Annotated in this window: 16 protein-coding genes; 5 read left to right on the top strand and 11 right to left on the bottom strand. The window is 50.9% G+C overall.

All coding sequences use genetic code 11. The features are described from left to right. Positions 1–33: 33 nt before the first annotated feature. The 8 genes from MKX98_RS06920 to MKX98_RS06885 form a co-directional block, all read right to left on the bottom strand. Positions 34–1,110, bottom strand: a complete 1,077-nt coding sequence (locus tag MKX98_RS06920) for a fatty acid desaturase (protein ID WP_220686299.1) — start codon at positions 1,108–1,110, stop codon at positions 34–36. A gap of 126 nt (positions 1,111–1,236) precedes the next feature. Further along, positions 1,237–2,235 (bottom strand): Gfo/Idh/MocA family oxidoreductase, encoded by a 999-nt coding sequence (locus tag MKX98_RS06915; RefSeq protein WP_220686300.1) that lies wholly within the window; start codon positions 2,233–2,235, stop codon positions 1,237–1,239. A 50-nt stretch (positions 2,236–2,285) separates the two neighbouring features. Next, positions 2,286–2,741 carry a thioesterase family protein gene (locus MKX98_RS06910; RefSeq protein ID WP_220686301.1) on the bottom strand — a complete coding sequence of 152 codons (456 nt, stop codon included), beginning with the start codon at positions 2,739–2,741 and terminating at the stop codon, positions 2,286–2,288. Between the two features lie 234 nt (positions 2,742–2,975). Next, positions 2,976–3,971 carry an ABC transporter permease gene (locus MKX98_RS06905; protein WP_071221204.1) on the bottom strand — a complete coding sequence of 332 codons (996 nt, stop codon included), beginning with the start codon at positions 3,969–3,971 and terminating at the stop codon, positions 2,976–2,978. Then, positions 3,968–5,515, bottom strand: a complete 1,548-nt coding sequence (locus MKX98_RS06900) for a sugar ABC transporter ATP-binding protein (protein ID WP_339222248.1) — start codon at positions 5,513–5,515, stop codon at positions 3,968–3,970. The genes MKX98_RS06905 and MKX98_RS06900 overlap by 4 nt, the downstream gene beginning before the upstream one ends. Before the next feature lie 87 nt (positions 5,516–5,602). Next, positions 5,603–6,724, bottom strand: coding sequence for a sugar ABC transporter substrate-binding protein (locus tag MKX98_RS06895; RefSeq protein ID WP_071221205.1), 1,122 nt, complete (start codon positions 6,722–6,724; stop codon positions 5,603–5,605). Between the two features lie 367 nt (positions 6,725–7,091). Beyond that, complete coding sequence (locus MKX98_RS06890; protein ID WP_339222245.1) at positions 7,092–7,727, bottom strand: SGNH/GDSL hydrolase family protein; 636 nt, start codon at positions 7,725–7,727, stop codon at positions 7,092–7,094. Positions 7,728–8,061: 334 nt separating this feature from the next. Further along, positions 8,062–9,804: an ABC transporter ATP-binding protein gene (locus MKX98_RS06885; protein WP_220686303.1), complete on the bottom strand. Its 1,743-nt coding sequence runs from the start codon at positions 9,802–9,804 to the stop codon at positions 8,062–8,064. A 147-nt stretch (positions 9,805–9,951) separates the two neighbouring features. Here MKX98_RS06885 and MKX98_RS06880 point away from each other — a divergent pair, with 147 nt between their 5' ends. From MKX98_RS06880 to MKX98_RS06860, 5 genes are all read left to right on the top strand, one after another. Next, positions 9,952–11,394 (top strand): ABC transporter permease, encoded by a 1,443-nt coding sequence (locus MKX98_RS06880; protein ID WP_220686304.1) that lies wholly within the window; start codon positions 9,952–9,954, stop codon positions 11,392–11,394. Between the two features lie 13 nt (positions 11,395–11,407). Further along, positions 11,408–12,916, top strand: a complete 1,509-nt coding sequence (locus tag MKX98_RS06875; protein ID WP_339222242.1) for an ABC transporter permease — start codon at positions 11,408–11,410, stop codon at positions 12,914–12,916. 79 nt (positions 12,917–12,995) lie between these two features. Beyond that, a complete protein-coding gene (locus MKX98_RS06870; protein ID WP_194541280.1) occupies positions 12,996–14,816 on the top strand; it encodes an ABC transporter substrate-binding protein in 1,821 nt (606 codons plus the stop codon). Between the two features lie 175 nt (positions 14,817–14,991). Further along, the gene (gene tnpA, locus MKX98_RS06865) at positions 14,992–15,480 is read left to right on the top strand and encodes an IS200/IS605 family transposase (RefSeq protein ID WP_071223663.1); all 489 of its coding nucleotides are present in this window, start codon (positions 14,992–14,994) and stop codon (positions 15,478–15,480) included. 242 nt (positions 15,481–15,722) lie between these two features. Next, positions 15,723–15,857 (top strand): hypothetical protein, encoded by a 135-nt coding sequence (locus tag MKX98_RS06860; protein WP_267907841.1) that lies wholly within the window; start codon positions 15,723–15,725, stop codon positions 15,855–15,857. A gap of 171 nt (positions 15,858–16,028) precedes the next feature. Here the strand turns inward: MKX98_RS06860 and MKX98_RS06855 are convergent, their stop codons facing one another. The 3 genes from MKX98_RS06855 to MKX98_RS06845 form a co-directional block, all read right to left on the bottom strand. Next, positions 16,029–16,574 carry an alpha/beta hydrolase gene (locus tag MKX98_RS06855; protein ID WP_339222238.1) on the bottom strand — a complete coding sequence of 182 codons (546 nt, stop codon included), beginning with the start codon at positions 16,572–16,574 and terminating at the stop codon, positions 16,029–16,031. Between the two features lie 324 nt (positions 16,575–16,898). After that, complete coding sequence (locus MKX98_RS06850) at positions 16,899–19,457, bottom strand: glycoside hydrolase family 2 protein (protein ID WP_339222236.1); 2,559 nt, start codon at positions 19,455–19,457, stop codon at positions 16,899–16,901. Positions 19,458–19,611: 154 nt separating this feature from the next. Next, the gene (locus tag MKX98_RS06845) at positions 19,612–20,628 is read right to left on the bottom strand and encodes a glycosyl hydrolase (RefSeq protein ID WP_220686307.1); all 1,017 of its coding nucleotides are present in this window, start codon (positions 20,626–20,628) and stop codon (positions 19,612–19,614) included. Positions 20,629–20,686: the final 58 nt, after the last annotated feature.

The raw sequence follows: 20,686 nt of genomic DNA, 5'->3' as shown, positions 1-20,686 counted from the left end.
TTATTCCTATTATAACCTCATAACCGCAAGGAATTACTCGCCCTGAACTCTGGGTCTGCTGCTCGCCAAGCTCTTCTCGGCTTTTGCCAATACCGATTCCTTCGGTTTTCGAAGCGACTTCTTTGCTTCCTTAAACGTGACAAACACCTTTTTCTCTTCATCCCACAGACGGAAACGAATAGATTTCAAACTGGTTTTGAGTGTAATCGTTGTTGCCTTTTGCAGCGGAGGAGCAGCTTCATGCGCCTTCTCCAGGTTGTAATTAGGAACCTTCGGGCTCAGATGGTGAACGTGATGGAAGCCGATGTTACCCGTGATCCATTGCAGAACCTTCGGAAGTTTGTAATAAGAGCTGCCTTCTACGGCTGCATTGATATAACTCCACTCTTCATCATGCTCGTAGTACGTTTCTTCGAATTGATGCTGTACATAGAACAGCCAAATGCCAAGCATTCCCGACACCATGAAGATAGGAGCTTGAACGAGCAGGAAGGCCTGCCATCCGATCGCCCAGCACAGCAGTGCATACAGTGCAACAATCGAAATATTTGTTATATAGTTACTGATTTTCTCCTTGCGTCTCGCACCTTTACGGTTAAAACGGTAGGATACCAGAAATATGGCGATGGGACCCAGTCCGAACATCACGATCGGATTACGGTATACCCGGTAGTATAAACGCTGCCAAAAAGAAGCCGCTCCATACTCTTCAACGGTCAATACCCACATATCGCCGATTCCCCGCTTATCGAGATTGCTGCTCGTCGCGTGATGAATCGCGTGCGTGTTCTTCCATTGCTCGTAAGGGCACAATGTAATAACGCCTGTAATCGTACCGAGAATTTTGTTCGCCCGGCGGCTTTTAAAGAAAGATCCGTGACAACAGTCATGGAATATGATAAACGTCCGAACAACAAATCCCGATGCAATAATCGCTATGGGCATGGTCAGCCAGTATGATACGGATAAACTTAAATAGGCTGCATACCACAGCAATATCAAGGGAACCAGTGTATTGAAAAGCTGACCTATACTCGCCTTTGTGTCAATTTCTTCATAAGGGGCAACGTTCTTTTTCAAGCTGGATAGTTTGTTATCGGGTTTAGCCATAGTTGTCTTCCTCCTCGAAATGGCGCAAGGACGTTATACATGCATCACGCACTTGTCTAATCTAATTATAGATAGAATGTCACGCACGTCGTAGTCATAAACGTCATTTCGGGAGTATGACAAATATCATATATCGGTCCGGGAATCGGCCGGAAACCGCAGTCCTACCTGGCGTCTGGCCTCCTGCATGATTTCGGCCGTAATGAGGGAGTTGGCATGGGTATTGATTGCACTTTCCCGTTCGCCGCATTGGATTAAATCGATAAATTCCCGGGCTTCATAATACATCGATTCATGGGTCTGCAGCTGGGTCACGTTCTCAATGGTGCCGTCTCTGTAATGAATCTTCACATCATAAGGCTGATTGATCTTGTCGATAATCATCGTGCCGTTCTCGCCCTGGATTTCGGCAGGGGCATAGGAATCGCTGATCTTGGAGTGCATGATCACGGCATCCATCTCGGGATAGGACAACAGCAGGCTGCCCTCGCCATCAACCCCGGAAGATAGCATATAGCCGGAAGCTTTGACGGAGTCCGGTTTGCCGAACAGGGTGACCATCGGATACAGGCAATAAATCCCCAGATCCATAAGAGAGCCGTTGGAATATTCGGGGTTAAACGCATTGAGCACCGTCCCCTGCTTGAAAGCATCGTAACGGGAAGAATATTGGCAATAGCTTGCAAAATAACGCCGAATCGGACCCAGCTTGTACAGGTTGTCCCTAACGGTCTTGAAATTCGGCATCAACGTCGACTTCAGGGCTTCCATGAGCAGAACGTTGTTATTCTTCGCTGCTTCTATCATGGCGGACACTTCGGCTGCGTTAGAAGCCATCGGCTTCTCGCACAGAACATGCTTCCCGTAGTTCATGCATAATATCGCCTGATCTACGTGATAGGAATTCGGACTCGCAATGTACACTGCGTCAACCTCGTCATCCTGCAGCATCGTCACAAGATCCGTATACACTTTGGGATCCGCGTACTTCGCCGCGAAAACCCTGCCCTTCTCTTCCGTACGGGAGTATACGGCAGCAAGTATAAATTCTTCCGTCTCCAGAGCAGCTTGGAGAAACCGCTCGGTAATCCAGTTTGTGCCGATAACGGCAAAACGGATGTTCATCCCTAATCCCTTCCCTTCTCATCTGATAGTAAGTGATCTTTCACTTTGCGTTACATCCATCCTTCAAAAGTCGAAATCCGCTCGCGTGCCGAATCCGGAATCGGCGTGCTCTTGCCTGTCGCGGTATCGATGAGCACAATGGTTCCGCGACCGGCCGCTTTTAAGGTGCCGTCCACCACGATCGCATACTGGACGTCCATGGAGGAGCGTCCGATCTCAGCCACTCGGACATGAAGCTTAAGCGGGTCCTTCAGATACAATTGAGCAAGATACTGGCATTCCAGATCCGCAACCACCGACACCTTTTGTTTGCTGAACAGGTCCTCGGTCAATCCCAAGTTCTCGAAATACTCAATGCGTCCCTGCTCAAAATACATGAAATAGCTGACGTTATTGACATGACCAAGCATATCCGTTTCGCAGTACCTTATCTTTATCGGAATTTCAAAGTGAAACATGTCCAGCCAAGCCTTGGGATCCGGTTGTATGAAGGTTGTTTTTTTCATGATGAGTCCCCTTTCTCTCTGTAAGAGACAAATGTATGTACAATTAAATCAGTCTTCTACAAGGATAGTCAATACAAGTTGAGTCCGTCAACTACCTAACCAAATCATGGATAACCTGCCAAGAATGCAGCCGGCCATGAAAAAAGACCACCCACTCCAGGGCAGAATCACTGGAGGGATGGTCTTGATAAGGATGAATGGAACAAGTTGGTCAAAATACGTGCCGCTTAGCCATCAATGTCTCTTCTTATAGTAAGTTAAGGCAAGCGCCAACGCCAGCACCGAGCCCTTCACGATATCCATCGCATAATACGGCACGGACAGCATGATCAGACCGTTTTGCAATATGCCGATCAACACGGCGCCGACAAAGGTCCCGAGCGCGTTCGGCTTGCCGGCTCCGAATACGGAGTATCCGATGAAGGTCGCAGCGACGGCATCCATCAGATAAGGTCCGCCGGAGCCCACCTCGGCCGTCATGACGCGAGCCCCGAGGATAATCCCGCCGATGGCGGCAAACAATGCGGAGACCAGGTATGCAATCAAACGGTATTTGCTCACCGGAATCCCGGATAATGCTGCCGCTTCTCGGTTGCCTCCGATCATGTACATATACCGTCCGTGTTTGGTATAGGTCAGGAACAGATGGACCACGAGGACCACGAGCACCATGATGATAATGATCCATGGCACCTGCCCGATCTTCTCAAACACCGCCGGAATTTTACCCGTGGCAAAATCTCCGCTCGGCAGGATCATATTCTGGGAAATGGTAGCGCCGCGGGTATATGTCAAGGCAATGCCCTGGAAGATAAACATCGTCGCCAGGGTCATCAGCATGTCGTCGATCTTGAAATTGATGACCAGAAACGCGTTGATCAGCCCGACGGCTAGACAGAACAGCAGCGTGAGGCCGATGCCGATGCCGATATTTTGCCCGTGCCAGACGAACATGGAAATAACCAGAGCGTTCGCCAAGGAAGCCGTTGAGCCAACAGACAGGTCAAAGCCGCCCACAGCCAGCGATACGGTCAGTCCCACGGCAATAATCGTCACGATCGAGATCGAACGGAGTATGTTAATAATGTTGCTTGTATTCAAAAAGTTGTCGGCAACGGTCCCAAATACGAGAATAAGTGCAAATACCGTGATCAACGTGCCGTATTTATATAGAAAATCAAAAGCGAAACTAGCCGCCGGCTTCTCCTTAATTGGTCTTGCTGTATTCATGTTAATCCGCCTCCTGTGCAGTAAAGCAATAGTTCCTCTTCGTTGGATGACTGCGTCGTCAGCTCCTTCGTGATGCCGCCGTCATACATCACATACACCCGATCCGTGATGCCAACAATTTCGGACAGCTCGCTGGAGGCGTACAGCACGCACTTCCCCCGCTTGGCCAGCTCGGCCACCAGATGAAAAATGTCCCGCTTCGCGCCAACGTCAACCCCTTTGGTCGGCTCATCAAAAATATACACATCGGCGTCGACCAGCAGCCATTTGCCGATTGCCACCTTCTGCTGGTTGCCCCCGGACAGGTTTCTCACTCGGGCCCGCTCGTTCGGGGTCTTAATTCCGAGCGACTCGATAATCTCCCTCGCCGCCCGCTTTTCCTTGCTGAAGTTAAGCCAGGATCCCCATCTGGAAAAACGGGACAGCACCGCAGCCGTTAAATTGACGGACACCCGCTCTTCCACGAAGACGCCTTCGCGTCGGCGTTCCTCGGGGACCAGCGCGATGCCATGCGAGACGGCATCGTGCGGCGAGCGGATGCGGAGCTTATTCCCGTTCAGCGTGATCTCGCCGGTTGATGTGTCGGATGCTCCGAATATCGCCCGGCACAGCTCCGTTTTCCCGGCCCCGACCAGCCCGGCCAAGCCGACGATTTCTCCCTTGCGTATGTGCAGGTCAACACTGTTGATTTTGCCTGGGTCGAACATGTTCTTCACCTCGAAGCAGACGGAGCCGATCTCTCGCTGGCTATGGGGAAACTGCTGCTCCATCCTGGAGCCCAGCATGTACTCCACCACTTTGGGCTGGTCGATATTCGCAATGCGGTCACTCTTCACCAGCTGACCATCCCGCATGATTGTAATATCATCGCAGATTTCATACAGCTCCTGCAGGCGGTGCGAGATGAAAATAATGCCGACCCCCTCCTGCTTCAGCTTGCGCACCAGCTTGAACAGCTGATCTGTCTCGCTGTGGCTGAGCGGCGCGGTCGGCTCGTCCAGAACCAGAATCCGGCACTGCTTGGAGACGGCTCTTGCGATCAGCACCATCTGCTTCTCCGCCAGCGTCAGCTCCGAGATCAGCTTCTTGCCGGGAACCCGGATGTTCATCCGTGCAAGAATCGACTCAGCTTCCTGATGGAGCTCCTTCCAGCGGATCAGGTGCCGCTTGCCCATATCGTGAACCGTCCGGTCGAGCATAATGTTCTCTCCGACCGTCAGGTTCGGAATGAGCGCCGTATCCACCTCTTGATAGACGATCTGAATGCCCAGATCCTTCGCTTCCTTCGGGGAACGGATGTCTGCCTTGCTCCCATCGATCCAGATCTCGCCCTCATAATGGTTGTAAGCACCCGATAGAATCTTCATTAATGTAGATTTCCCTGCGCCATTCGCGCCAATTAATGCATGTGCTGTTCCTGCGACCGCCTGAAAATCAACATCGATTAACGCCTTAACGCCTGGAAAAGAGATTGAGATATGCTTCATTTGAAGTAAGGGTGCCGAATCCGACACGTCGGTCGATGTGGCAGTTGTTGGCTCCATAACGCTTCGCAAGTGTATTCTTCCCTTCAAATAGGATAGGGCGCCCTTATCGATGACCGACAAGAGCGCCTGTATGAATAATGCTGTTTATTTGCCGCTTGCTTCTTTCAACGCCTTCATCCAGTCCTCTTCGAATTCGGTGCTCGTCCCCCAGCTAGGGATAATATCCGCCAGGTTGACCATGTTGACTGCTTCGGCTGCACCCTCAAGGCTGGAGCGCTCGATCAATACAGGCTCCAGATTGACCGTGGCAGGCGTTTCCTCGCCGGCAATCTTTTTAGCAAGCAAACGGACGTTGATCGCGCCGATCGTTTTCGGATCTACGGCTGCGGTGGCCACCCAAGGGCTGTCCGGCTTCTGGATCAGCTCCAGGTCCGCGTTGGATACGTCGATGCCGTAAATCTTGACCTCGGTGCGTCCCGCTTCCTCCAGCGCTCTGGCTGCGCCGATGGCGAACGCATCCCAGGTTGCGAAGATCGCATCGATTTCGCCCTTCGGATACTTCGTCAGGATGGCGGATACCGCATTTTGCGTTTCCAGCGAAGTCTGGTCGCTCGCCACGCCGAAACGCTCCACTTCCTTGATGCCCGGATTGTTCTTCAGCGTTTCCTGGTATACGGCATTACGTCGTACCATCGGCGGGAATCCGTCCACCCAGAGGTAGACGATGTTGGCTTCCGGCCCTTGCTCTTCGACCAGCTTGTCCAGTGCCAGCTTCGCCAGCTGCTCATCATCCTGCGACGTCTGGGTTACCCCTGCAATGTCGCCGATCTCCGGCAAGGAGTCAAAGGTAACGACAGGAATTCCTTTATCCGTAATCTTCTTCACGTCTTGAACGGATGCGGGATCATCTCCGTGCGAAATGATAAATCCATCGTAATCGCTGTCAATGGCTTGGGCGATCGCATCGTGGAATTTAGCGGAATCCCCGTTCGCCGAGAAGGTATCTACCTTAAATCCGAGAGCCTCGCCTTCCTGCTTCGCGCCTGCCAAAAATTGCGCCGTATGATCATCGCCCCCGATTTTCCGGACGACCATCAATTTCACCGGATCCTTCTCGGCAATGCCTGCCGGCAGGTTCTCGACCTTGTCCGCCAGATTGCCTGCTCCACTACCGCCGCCGCTGCCCGATTCAGCACAGCCGGTTAAGACAATCATAAACGCTAGCACCAGCGCGGTTAATTTCCTTACGTGTTTACTGCCTTTCATGTTCTCTCTCCCCCTGTTTTCCGTTAAAAGGACTATACTAATTAATACAAGTAATCCTATAGGATTTAATTAGAGGCGTCAACCCTTATTTTCTCGCTTTAATGCATTACACCACAATGGCAAAAAAAATGAAAGTTATTTCTAACTCTCGTTCTGCCTTCGGGACGCTTTCATTCCAAACGCCAGCCCCATTTGATATGTATCGGTAGCGGCTCGCTCATATTTCATATCCCGTGCAAATCCTATCAGAAAAAAAGAGCTCGGGAAGGCAGTGATTCACCCCCCGAGCTCTTTACCCATCCTAATCGATCAGCTCACCCAAGCTTATCCTGCAGCATTTGCATTCCGCTTTTCGCTGACAAATGAATTAATCCAAACGAACGCCCATCGTTTCAAGCCAAGCCTTCGCGATCAGCCCATGTCCGGCCGGTGACGGATGCACGCCGTCCGGCGCCCAGTAGGCAGCTTCGCGGCGCGCCGACGCCGCAGCAAACAATCCGTCCAGCGGCACAAGCAGCGCCCCGTATTCCACTGCTAATTCGCGAACGGCCGTGATTTTCGGATCCAGATCCTCGCGCCAAACTTTGCGATCCTCCGGATGCGGCAGCACGAACGGCTCAACCAGAATCAGCTTGGCGTCAAGCGCCCCTTTGGTGCGTTCGATCAATTTACGGTAACCGGCTTTGTAATCCTCGGTGCTTGTCGGGTCCCCGCTATCATACCGGCGCCAAGTGTCATTGATTCCGATATAGATGGATACCCAGTCCGGTTTCAGGTCCAGGCAATCCTCCTGCCATCTAGCATTCAAGTCGACGACTCGGTTTCCGCTGATCCCTCTATTCAAAAAGGTTACGTTTAACTCAGGAAATTTCATGCCGAACAACGAGTCAATCAATAGCGGGTATCCGTTCCCCAAGCTGCCGGAAAAGTTCCGGTCGCGACCGCAATCCGTAATGCTGTCTCCTTGAAATAATACGACATCCCCTTGCTGCAAACGATTCATTCCACTTCCTCCTCATCGGTATGTTGCTAATGTACGTACAATTGGAAATCCGTAGGCTCATTTCTCGTGAGAACGCTTCCTAGCATTAAATATTTGCCATGCAGGGCTCAATTCCTTTTTATGTACCATGCAAATCGTCGATTTATGAGCGAATTTTTTGGCATGACTCATTGGAAGAGAACAACGTGTATCTACGCATCTTCTCAGGAGACAGTCCGCTTTAAGCGGAAGCTTTTCTTGTGAGATGAGGATGCTAATAAGCATCTGAAGTTTATTCTTATTTACTCATATAAAAACCTGCCCCAAAATCGGGACAGGTTCTGTTATAGTTCGATTAAGCTCCGGTTGGCATAGCCACCCAATGGCCTTCCGATACTTCCACAAGCTCCGAATGCTCGAGGTTATATTTGTCCTCACCGGTGCGCTCTTCCAGCAGTACCCGTTTCTTCTTGGATTCGATCTTCGGATCGGGTACCGGAATCGCCGCGAGCAAGGACTTCGTATAATCATGCTGCGGATTGGAGTACAGCTCTTCGCTTTCAGCCAGCTCCACGATTTTGCCCATATACATAACGGCAACGCGGTCACTGATATGCTTCACCATCGACAGGTCGTGCGCAATAAACAGATAGGTCAAGCCTAGACGATGCTGCAGTTCCTCCAGCAGCTTCACGATCTGCGATTGGATCGACACGTCGAGCGCGGAGAGCGGCTCATCGCACACGATGAATTTCGGCTCCACCGCAAGCGCCCGGGCAATCCCGATTCGCTGGCGCTGGCCTCCGGAGAATTCATGCGGGTAGCGCGTGGCATAGGCCGGATCCAATCCGACCATATCCAGCAGCTCCTCGACCCGTTTCTTCCGCTCCTGCTTACTGCTGGTCAATTTGTGGACATCCAGCGCTTCGCCGATAATGTCCACCACCTTCAATCTCGGGTTGAGCGAGGCATACGGATCCTGGAAAATCATCTGCATATGGCGCCGCATGGCCTTCATTTCCGAAGGAGAAAGTCGATTTACGGACATTCCTTGATACAGCACTTCTCCGCCTGTTGGCTGGTGAAGGCGAAGGATGGCTCGTCCCGTCGTCGATTTTCCGCTGCCGGATTCCCCGACAACCCCGAGCGTTTCCCCAGCCTGAATGTGAAAGCTGATATCATTCACCGCTTTAAGCACATTACCTTTGCCCATATCAAAATACTGCTTCAAGGATTTAACCTCTAACAGAGGTCCCTTGTAATCGGTGCTTGGCACAATGATCGGCGCGGGCTTCGCTTTCTTCTTCTCGTCCAGGCGCGGAAGCGCGTTTAACAACTTCAAGGTGTAGGGATGCTGAGGGTTCTCGAAAATTTCCTCCGTCGTTCCCGTCTCGACAATCACGCCGTCCTTCATTACCGCCACACGGTCGCACATGCCCGCAACAACGCCGAGGTCATGCGTGATCAATATAATGGAAGAACCGAAGCGCTCCTGCATATTTTTCATCAGATTGAGGATCTGGGCCTGAATGGTTACGTCAAGCGCCGTCGTCGGCTCGTCCGCGATCAGCAGCGCAGGTCTGCACGCCAGGGCGATGGCGATCATCACCCGCTGCCGCATGCCGCCCGAGAACTCGTGCGGATATTGATTATAACGCGCTTCGCTGTTCGGGATGCCGACCAGCTTCAGCATCTCAAGCGCCTGCTGCTTCGCTTCCTGCTTGGACAGCTTCTGGTGTTTGACCAGGCTCTCTGATATTTGTTCCCCGATTCGGATCGTCGGATTAAGCGAGGTCATCGGATCCTGAAAAATCATCCCGATATCGCGACCGCGGATGCTCTCCATCTCTTTCTCGGTTTTCTCCGCCAGGTTCTGGCCAAGGAACAGAATCTCCCCATCCTTCATATAAGAAGGCGGGGAAGGCAGCAGCCGCATGATCGAGCGTGCGGTGACGCTTTTGCCGCTTCCCGATTCCCCAACGATTCCGAGCGTTTCCCCTTTCTTCACTTCAAAGCTGACCCCACGCACCGCGTGAAATTCTGAATCACGGGATTGAAAGGCTACACTCAAATTTCTAACCTGCAATATCGGTTCCAACTCTGCTCACCTGCCATTATGCGTTTATGTCATTAAAGTAATATCATCTACAACTCTTATAATCTATTGACTTTTAAAATAGGCTAAAATAAAATATACTATATCACTCGGAATAATGCAATTTGAAACAAGGAGGAAAGGCAGCTTATGGGGGGGACAGAAGCAGCAAGACCAAACAGACTCATAGGTTCGATAAGCAGCACATACAGTAAGATCCTTCTGAATCCTTCTTATAGATACTTACTATTATTATTGGGAGCGCCCGTGAATCTCGTGGTCTTCCTATTTTATTTGGTTCAGAGAAAGAAGGACGACTACGCGGCGGCTGAGAACCGCATACGCAGCGAGATGCTGGCTGCCGGAGATCTGGAGGCCCTTCGCTCCGAGATTATGGAGCAGCAGAAGCGCAAGCACGACTTCTTCAAGCAAAAAGTCAATGAGGGGCAGCTTCGGCAGGAAGTCGACAAAATCGTAGAAGCAAGATTCCGGGAAGTCCTTAAGGAACGGACTGTCAAGGAACTGAAACTGAGCAACCGGAAACGGTTGACCATGGCCGATACGTTTGGTTCTCTCATCGAGAATCCGTTGTTCTTCATTATATCACTTATTCCGGGCTTGCTGATGTACATCCTTATTTTTTTGTACAGCAATCCTTACCTGAAATATATTCTGGAGAGACTCGTGATGACGATCTTCGTTATCTTCGGGGTAGCGGTGCTCGTCTTTACGATTCTCCACTTGTCGCCGTTCAACCCGGCGGCCAACATTCTGGGCGAGACGGCAACGCCGGAACAGATCGCGGCTTTTAACAAAATGCACGGACTGGATCAGGGCTATCTCACCCAGCTGTGGAACAACATTAAAGGAATCGCCTACTTCGATCTCGGCAAATCCTTCTCGGGCAATGAAGAGATTACTTCAAGCATCGCCAGAAAGTTCCCGATTACGCTGACGCTTACTGTCATTTCCCTGATTATCGCGATTGTGATCGCATTGCCGATCGGGATTATCTCGGCTACGAGACCGAATTCGTTTTTTGATTATACGTTTATGTTTATCGCGCTGATCGGGCTGTCCATTCCAAACTTCTGGCAGGGACTGATCTTCATCCTGAATTTCTCGATCAAGCTGCAGTGGCTCCCCGCCACCTTTAACCCTGAGAACTGGTTGTCCATGATCATGCCGGTGATCGTGCTCGGTACCGGACTTACCGCTTCGGTAGCGAGAATGACGCGCTCCTCTACGCTGGAGGTTATAAATGAAGATTACATGATCACGGCCAGAGCGAAGGGGCTCAGCAAGGGCACCATTCTGATGAAGCATGCTGTCCGCAACGCCATCATTCCGATCATTACGGTCATCGGACTTCAGTTCGGCGGAATGCTCGGCGGCTCTGCCGTTACGGAGAAGGTATTCAACATCAGCGGAATCGGCAGCTACATCGTCGATAAACAATTCATCCCTGACATCCCGGCCATTATGGGCGGCGTCGTTTACACCGCCATTACCATATCGCTGGTGAACGTCATCATTGATATCTTGTACGCGTTCTTCGATCCACGGATCAGGTCCAAGATGAAACAATACTAAAGCAGGTGTACTCATGATCAAGAAGCTTCTTTCTAAACAAGAAACCAAACACCAGCTGAAATCCTCACACGAGTACAGTCAAGCCAGCTTCACATGGGTTATTTCTTTGACCTTAACGGTGATCCTGCTTCTGAACAGCTTTGATTTCACTGGGGGAACCATCAAACCGTGGGTGTTCGCCGCCTTTGCGGCATATGCATTGTTCACCATCATTCAGATCATCATTACGCTGTTGATCCGCAGAGATCTTCATAGCCAGGGAGAAATCCGGCGCTCGACAAGGATCATGGGATACATTCAGCTGCTGAGCATTGTCACAGGAAATCTGTTTACCGTCACGTTCGGTTTCAATCTGATAAAAAAACAGAAGCCTCCTGAATATACAATTGCCGTCTACATGCTGTTAACCCAGCTGTTTGTCATTGCGGTCTCGGCACTGAATCTGTTCAAGCCTTACGTCTCGAATACATTCCTGCCAGCGATGGCCTTGCTTCTGATTATTGCAGTCATTCAGCTGATCGCGCTTATACTCGTTGCCCGATATGTTACAACGAATTCTGCACCTCCCCGGATGGCCTGGCTTGCCTTTCCGCTCATTCTGACTGCGGTGACGGGTAATATTTTTGCCTTGGTGCTCGGCATCAACCTGCTTGCGAAAATACGCAAGAACGGCAATCCGGCGATGACCCGCTGGGGCGACGTGTGGGTGAAGCTTACTGCCAACCAGGCGGCCATGTCCGGACTGTTCTTTGTGATCTTCCTATTCTGTCTGTCGGTAAGCAGTCTGTTTACCTTTGATTACAGCATCGCGATCGATAACAATTACAGTGCCATCCTGCAGCCGCCAAGCCTTGTGTACCCATTCGGTACGGACAACTTCGGCCGGGATTTGTTCTCCCGAATCGTATTCGGTGCCCGAATCTCGCTGATCGTCGGATTTGCCTCTACAGCGATCCCGGTTGTCATCGGCGGTGTTCTCGGTGCCATCTCCGGCTACTATGGCCGCCATACCGATAACATCATCATGCGTTTGCTGGACGTGCTGTACGCCATTCCGGGCATCCTGCTCGCCATTGCGATCATTGCTGCATTCGGAGCCAACACCGTCAACCTCATCCTGGCGCTCAGCGTAGGCGCAATTCCGACTTATGCGAGAACCATGAGGGCGAACGTGCTCCTGGTCTCCACCTTTGAATATGTCGATGCGGCCAGAGCTTTCGGCTCCAGCAATTTTTCGATTATATTCAAGCATATCGTTCCTAACTCGCTTGCACCCATGATTGTCAAATCTACGCTAACCATTGGTGCAGCCGTCATCTCGACGAGCAGCTTGAGTTATCTGGGTCTCGGCGTTGAGCCGCACATCCCGGAATGGGGGAATATCCTGAAGATCGGAAGCACGTATCTTGAGACGCATTCCTACTTGGCCATTTATCCGGGTCTAGCCATCATTGGGCTTGTCCTGTCCTTCAACTTCCTTGGCGACGGACTGCGGGATGCCCTGGATCCTAAACTGGATTAAAACTTTTCGTGCCCTCGGCACACTAACTATCGGTTTCAAAAAATATTTCATATATATACAACTCAGGAGGGTATCACCAATGAAAAAGAGTTCCTTGCTGTTACTGTTTCTCTCGCTAGTTATTGTACTGGCCGGATGCAACGTAACAACCAAAGATGATGCACAGCAAAATCAGCAAGAACCATCGGATACAGCTACAGACACATCCGCTGTTAATATTGAACTGCTTGGCATGAGCTCGAACGAATCCGATGTCAACATCATTCGCGACCAGCTCACGAAGAACGGCTTCAACGTGAAGCTGAATCTGCAGGCGGACTACGGCAGCTTCAAGGCACAGCAGGATGCCGGCAACTACGACATCGCGCTGTCCAGCTGGACTACCGTCACGGGTAACCCTGACTATGCCGTACGTTCCCTGTTCAAAACCGGCGGCGACTACAGCATCCTGTCCGACGAAGAAGTGGACAAGCTGATCGACCAAGCAGCAACGCAAACGCCTGAAGACGCTGTTGAGACTTACAAACAGCTGGAACAACGTCTTGTAACAGACAAAGCTTATATCGCACCATTGTACATCTCCTTGAAGAGCCAAGCGTTCAACAAGGACGTCCTGGACGAAAATTCCGTCCGTCTCTCGAAATCCCGTTCCCTTCCTTGGGAAGCCGTTGATTTCAAAGACCAATCCAAGCGTGCTTCGCAGCCGCTGATTCTGTCCCAATCGATCTCCGAACTGACTTCTCTTGATCCAATCAAGGGTAATGACGGTTCCATCAACATCATCAACACCAACATGAACGTACGTCTGATCAACCTGACCGATGATGACAAGATCACATCCGAAGGCTCGCTGTCTTATAACCATGCCATTGGCGAAGGCAACTCGGAGTATTACTTCATTCTTAGAGACGACATTAACTTTGCCAAAATCACAAACAAAAAGGCTGAAGATTCCGGCGAGCGCGTAGGCGCTAACGATGTCATCTTCTCCATGAACAGAGCCAAAGACAAAAATTCGGTACCGGATCACCGCACCTACACGCTTCACGAGCATATCAACACGGTTGAAGCTGTAACCGATCTGAGCGCACTGGAGAACACCAAAGTATCCGGTGGCAGCGAAAGCATTAAGGATGCGCTGGAAGCTGGCTTGGATACCAAGATCACTTCCCTCGTTGACGACAAGAATCAAGCAAGCACGAAAGACGGTAAATACCAAGTCATTAAATTGACGACCACTGAGCCGTTCCCGCAAGTGTTGAACTACCTGGCTCACCAATCGGCCGGTATCGTATCGAAGAAACAAGTGGAATCCATCAACACGTATGACGTTGAGAAATTCGATGTGAACAAAGACATCCCTTACGGCGACCAAAACACGGTAACCGAAGGCGACAAATATAACAACACGCTGTATGCCAGCGGTCCTTATATTCTGTCTTCCAAAAATGACTATGAAGCGACCTTCTTCAAAAACCCTGGCTACATGAAGGGCACCGAGCACGAACCGAAAATCGAGCAAGTGAAGGTGCGCTTTATCAAGGATGCGGACAGCACGCTTTCCGCACTGCGCAGCGGCGAGATTCACTTGTACTACGGCGTGCCTGAAACGAAATACGATGTGGTTAAAGGCGACAGCAAGCTGAAGCTGCAAACGATCGAAAGCAACGCCGTATCCTACTTGCTGTTCAACACGAAGAACCGTGATGTGGCAACAAGCGATGATCTGAGAAGAGCCGTGCTCTACTCCATCAACCAGGATGAAATTTTGACTTACTACAACAATAACAAAATCAAAGCCTACTCCACCGTCAGCCCAATCGTAAAAACCGGCAACGAGCTGGTGGCCGATCCGGCGAAGGTGAAGGAATTCTTGAGCGCATATAAAGCGAGCAAGTAAAAAAGAGGACGACATTAGCGAAAAGCTGATGTCGTCTTTTTTTATTTTGTAAAAAGAAAACCATACGCTATGCGTATGGTTCAGGATAGCTTAAGCGTTGTATAAAAAAAATCCTCCGAAGTGTTAAGATAAATTCGGTTCGCCAACCAAATTTAAAACACGAGGAGGAGATCAGATGGCATCTGATGTGAACAGTTTAGCACATACAAAATGGAATTGTAAGTATCACATAGTGTTTGCACCAAAGTACAGAAGACAAGTGATCTATGGGAAATTGAAAAGAGATATAGGAAAAATACTAAGACAATTGTGTGAAAGAAAAGGTGTAGAAATTATAGAAGCAGAGGCATGTAAAGATCATATACACATGCTGGTAAGTATACCGCCGAAAATAAGTGTGTCATCATTTATAGGGTATCTAAAAGGGAAGAGTAGCTTAATGATATTTGATCGCCATGCAAATTTAAAATATAAGTATGGGAATCGAAAATTCTGGTGTAAAGGGTTTTATGTGGACACGGTAGGAAGGAACAAGAAAGTGATTGAAGAGTATATACGAAATCAGTTACAAGAAGACGTGGTTGCAGAGCAAATGACGCTGGAAGAGTATATAGATCCATTCACAGGAGAAGAAACAGGAAGCAAACGAAAGAAGAAGAACTAGAAGACCCCTTAAGGGGTAGCCGAAAAAGTAGTGCGGTTGGCGAACGATTCAATGCCCTTTAGGGCTGGCCAGTAACAAAGGCTTTCAGCCGCAGAGCAAACCACCCGTTCACACGGGTGGTTTTGATTGATGCGAGGTTTATATGCGCCACTAACTACTATAACGTCACTAAGGACACGGTAGCCCTTTGCATCGCTCCGCATGCGGATGATTCTTCCGATCTCTGTTGCCCCCAGATTTCCATGAATGAATGGGCCAGTGTAGAAATCCGGGTGCGGTTTACGCTTACGATGCAGCTTTCTTTCAGAAAGCTTTCGGGAGACCGCTATCGCTTCTCCAGAATCATTCCGCCTTCTCCGCTGGAGCAGTACCTTTAAGTAATGCCTTGTTGGCTCATGCTTCGATGCATCTCGTATACCATTTAAAAGGACGAAGGATAGCCGCGGCGCAGCCACTCTCTCCCTTTTTTGGGAGGGTGGTGAGAGGAAGCCGCCCCTGTAATTCACATATACAGGGGTGGCTGAACAGACGAAGATTGAAGGCTTGGATTACATGCGCTTGATATCGTCCACAAGCTCGGGCAAGCCCTTGCCGAAGTAGTGATCGTCACCCTCGTATGTTCGGGTGACGGCTTGGGGCAGCTGCTTCGCGTAGTGCTGGGCATGCGCGAAAGGTACTACTGGATCGTGACGGCTGTGGTATAGAATTAACTTTGATATGTGCGGTAGCTTGGCTGCAAATGACTTGGATAACGTATACTCTTCATGCTGCCAATTCTCGTCCTTGCCCCAATAGGGGGCCGCGACCAAGAACAGTCCAGAGATGGTTCGCTTGCAACCTTCTTCCGATAGATATTTCAGTAGCACCGAGCCGCCTAGGGAATGGCCTATGAGGAAAAGCTCCTCATCCAGTTCCTCGATTTCACTAGCTATCTGCGCTTTCCACAGAGCACAATCCAGATTCTCGGGCATGCCTGGGGATATAACATGATAAGCTTCACCGAGCTGTTCTTGTAGATGAGCGATCAAGCCGCTGCTGCCTTGGTGAATACCTTGCGGGCCTGCACTATGGATGAACATAACTTGTTTTTTCATGTTCAGCCTCCTTCCCGATCTTTGCTTATGGGGTATGAGCATGTCCAACAGGATGTGTACCAACCTAGAATAACTGATAGCAGCGTGCCGGACTTCTTTTCGTTTGCTGACATCCGACCTGTATCACAACCCATGGCATACCCTTTATCACTTAAAGGTATCCAGATCAAGGTGTCGACCCCCGTGATCACCCGCTTATGATTATGCCAACAAAGAAATGGTTAGCATCAAATTCATGGCTCCACTAAAGACAAGCAAGCCGCCCCTTCACCAGAATCGGTTGAAGGGACGGCTCTTTTTAGCGGATCTATTATAGTCTCTTTTTTATATCGCCAGCACCATCGCCGGGTCAATACAATCAGCCATGGACCGAACCTCGACCTGGCCTGGCTTGCCCGGTACGAATGCCTGCTCTCCGTTATTTCGGCAGTTGAAGGAAACCGTCATCGGAATGCCCGGTATCAAGTCGAAGAAGTTATCGCTATAGAAGCCTTCCGCTTCCGACGACAGCCATACGTGGCGGGCAAGCACGTTGCTCTCCAGCACAAACGTGGTGCCGTTACTTCCCTCGACCTCTTTTACGTGGATGGTCGGGCTGTGCAGACGAAGTTGTTTGTCATTCACGAAATAGAATGTTTTGCTGTCTACCACGTCCTCGTCCTGAAGCAATTGCGCCAACAGCACGACCTCAGCTGGATCATGTCCACGAAGCAGTTCCTCGTTCACAGCTCGGAACACAACGAGCGACGCCTGCTCTTCCGCACGGATCGATTGCTCCGATACATAGAGCTCTTTTCCATTAAAATCGAATAACTGAACCTTAAGAGTCCCTTGGACCTCTTCTGAAATGTCGGATACAAGATGGACCAGAATTTCGGAGTCCTTGGACTCGATCGACAGACTCACATCCCGGAAACTGCGCTTGGCCACATATTGCAGCGCCTTCCATCTGCCGAGATAATCCATGCCCGCCCACGAAGCGACCGGCCAGCAGTCATTCATTTGCCAGTACAGCGTGCCCATGCAGTACGGTTTGTTGCGGCGATGGGCTTCAATCGCCATCTTCATTGCTTCGGCCTGCTGAATTTGGCTCATATGCAGGAAAGCTTCAAAATCCTTCGGCTCATTATAATATTGATCCATATAAGTCTTGATCAAGCGATTGCCGGCACCGTTCTTCTGGTGCGCCAGCATGACTGTCGACTCCAGCTCCATATCACCGTCTTCGGCGTAGGTACGGACCGTCTTCGGTTCCGGGAAGGACTGGAATCCGTATTCGCTCATGAACCGGCCGACATAAACATTGTAGTTATCAAACGGCTCCGTATTATGCCATACGCCCCAGTAATGAATATCTCCGCTCGTTGTGGACGGATTGGCATGCTGCTCCTTGTCATGGCTGAGCGATACCAGCGGGGATGAAGGCCAATACTCCGCGCCCGGTGCATAACCGGTTACTGCCTCAGGCAGAATTTCGTGGAATACCTTTTCGTAGTCGCTCCAGATCTTCTCGCGGAGTTCCTCGGTATAGTCCTGCTTCCAGCCCCAGCCGCCCTTCTCTTCATAATGCGCCCATGCAGAATCAATCTCGTTGTTGCCGCACCAGAGCACGATGCTCGGATGATTCCGCAGACGGACCAGGTTCTCCTCCGCTTCCAGCCGTACGTTCTCCAGAAACGGCTCGTCGCCTGGATACATGCTGCAAGCGAACATGAAATCCTGCCATACCATGATTCCATATTCATCACACAGATCGTAGAATACGTCCTCTTCATAAATACCGCCGCCCCATACGCGCAGCATGTTCATGTTGGACTCCGCTGCGGACGCGATTTCATGACGGTAACGGTCTGCCGTCACTTCCGTTATGAAGCTGTCATTCGGGATATGGTTTGCCCCCTTGGCAAACACAGGCGTGCCGTTAAGCTCGATGTAAAAAGAAGTGCCGCGGCTATCCTGTTCCCGTACCAGCTTGACGGTGCGCAGGCCGGTTCTAACCTCTTTCCCTGCAACGATCCGTTCCGCTTCCACCAGCTCGGCATGGAACGAATACAGATGAGCCTCGCCCAGGCCGCGGCACCACCACAGCTTCGGCTCCGCAATCGCAAGATTTAATTCAACCGAGTGACGGCCTTCTTCAAGCTGTACCTGCTGTTCCCATACCTGACTGCCTGCGGTTACGCGCAGCACCCCTTGCCAAGGTTGCCCCGCTTCGATTGCAGCTACTGCGGTAACTCTAGCCATGTCAGCCGTAACCTCATCCTGACGGATGAACAAGTCATCGATTCGCACCTCGGACCAAGCCTCAATCCGGGCTTCCCGCCAGATTCCGCTGGTCACAAACCGCGGTCCCCAATCCCAGCCATAATGATAAGGCGCTTTACGGGAAAATATGCTCAGTTTCTGATCGCCCAGGCCTCCAAGCTCAGACTGGTCATTCGTAGCCGGCAGCGGATATCCGAGCTTCGCAAGCTTCGGCAGATCCTCCTGGATAGGGGAACGGAAGCGAATGTTAATCACGTTGCCGGAAATCTTTAGCTGCGATTTCACATCGATCCGCCATGAACGGAACATATTATCCGCGGAAAGCACCTTCGTCCCGTTGACGAATACTTCCGCGTAGGTATCCAGGCCGTCAAATACGAGTTCAATGCGGGATTGGGCGCTCAACTTCGGATCCAGGTCAAATGTCGTCTCATACTCCCAATCCTTCTTGTCGATCCACTGTAGGTCATGCTCATTCGTTCCGTAGAAGGGATCCGGGATTTTGCCATTTTTCAGCAGGTCCGTGTGTACGCAGCCCGGCACCTGTGCCGGAAGCCACTCGGATTCGTCGCACGCTTTGAATTTCCATTGGTTTAAGGTCATAACGTTATGATTCATGATGTAGTCTCTCCATCTCTATATATTTATTTGATGCGGATCGGGTCATATTCCATACAGATATGGCTTCTCCGCGCATCAGCTTGTTCTCCACTCTAGCTCTACAGTCGTTACTTGCGCCTTATGCCTGCATCCCTGTCAGATACAAGGCCGCTCAGCCTTTCAGATCCGGAAGCTCATCCAGCGTGACCGTAAACGGATGATGATAGGTTCGGATCAGCTGCTGCTCGTCCGTATACTCTTCTGAATACCTCCGTTCATTTCCTTCTTCTGTGAACACGAAGTTTCCATACCACGTGCAATTCCATGCCCACGGGCATCCGTCCTCCAGCATGAGATCGGGGTCGGGAATGACGCCGTTCTCGGTCAGCGCAATGATTTTTGCCGTATCCGTATACGATAAAGCCGTGCGGAACCGCTCAGATTGCGAACCGTAATCCCGGGCAGGCGGGTAAATGTCCTCTCCGAGGATATCGACGTAGGAATCGCCCGGATACCAATCCCTGTGCTGCCCGTTCCATACCCAGATGAGGTTGTTCAATTCGTGGTGATGCGTCATGCGTTCGTACATCAGCTTCCAGAGCGCGATGCAAGGCTCGGGGCCTTTGGCCCCCCACCAGAACCAGCCTCCCGAAGCCTCGTGCAGTGGTCTCCACAGCACCGGGATGCCGGCATCCTGCAGACGCTTAAGTTCGATTGCAATAGCATCGATATCCCGGATGATAAGGCCGTACTCTTCCGATGAAGGCTCCGCCATCGCCTGTGCGATATCAAAGGTTGTCGCATTGGTGTAAAAGCCTCTGCCCCAGGTCCGATCCGGCGGCAAATCCACCAAATCCTTCGGGGCGTTCCAGTGCCAGCAGAAGGTCACGATCCCGCCGCGATTCCACCACTTCATCGCCAGATCCGTGTCCTGACACTCGGCTCCGCGCTCCACCCGTGAAGGCGAGTAATTCATGAAATCGAATCCGCCGACGGCAGGGTATTTCCCCGTGACCTCGTGGATCATGTCGAACTCCGGCGTGGATACAACGCCAATCTGCTGCCCTGTCAGCATCCGTTTGCCGTAGATGCTGCACAAATACTCCATTAGCCGTTTGGCTTGATCGGAAGCGGCCGGGTTGATCAGGTCCGGCTGGACCTCAAAGCGGGTGCTGCTTGCTTTTGTCATGCGATTCACTCCTGTCCTGTAAGTTCTTATTAGGTGAAGGTTGCCGCCCGCAACAAAG

The sequence above is a fragment of the Paenibacillus sp. FSL W7-1332 genome (assembly GCF_037969785.1).
Taxonomy (GTDB): Bacteria; Bacillota; Bacilli; order Paenibacillales; family Paenibacillaceae; genus Paenibacillus_AQ.
This window is presented reverse-complemented; position numbering and strand designations above follow the sequence as displayed.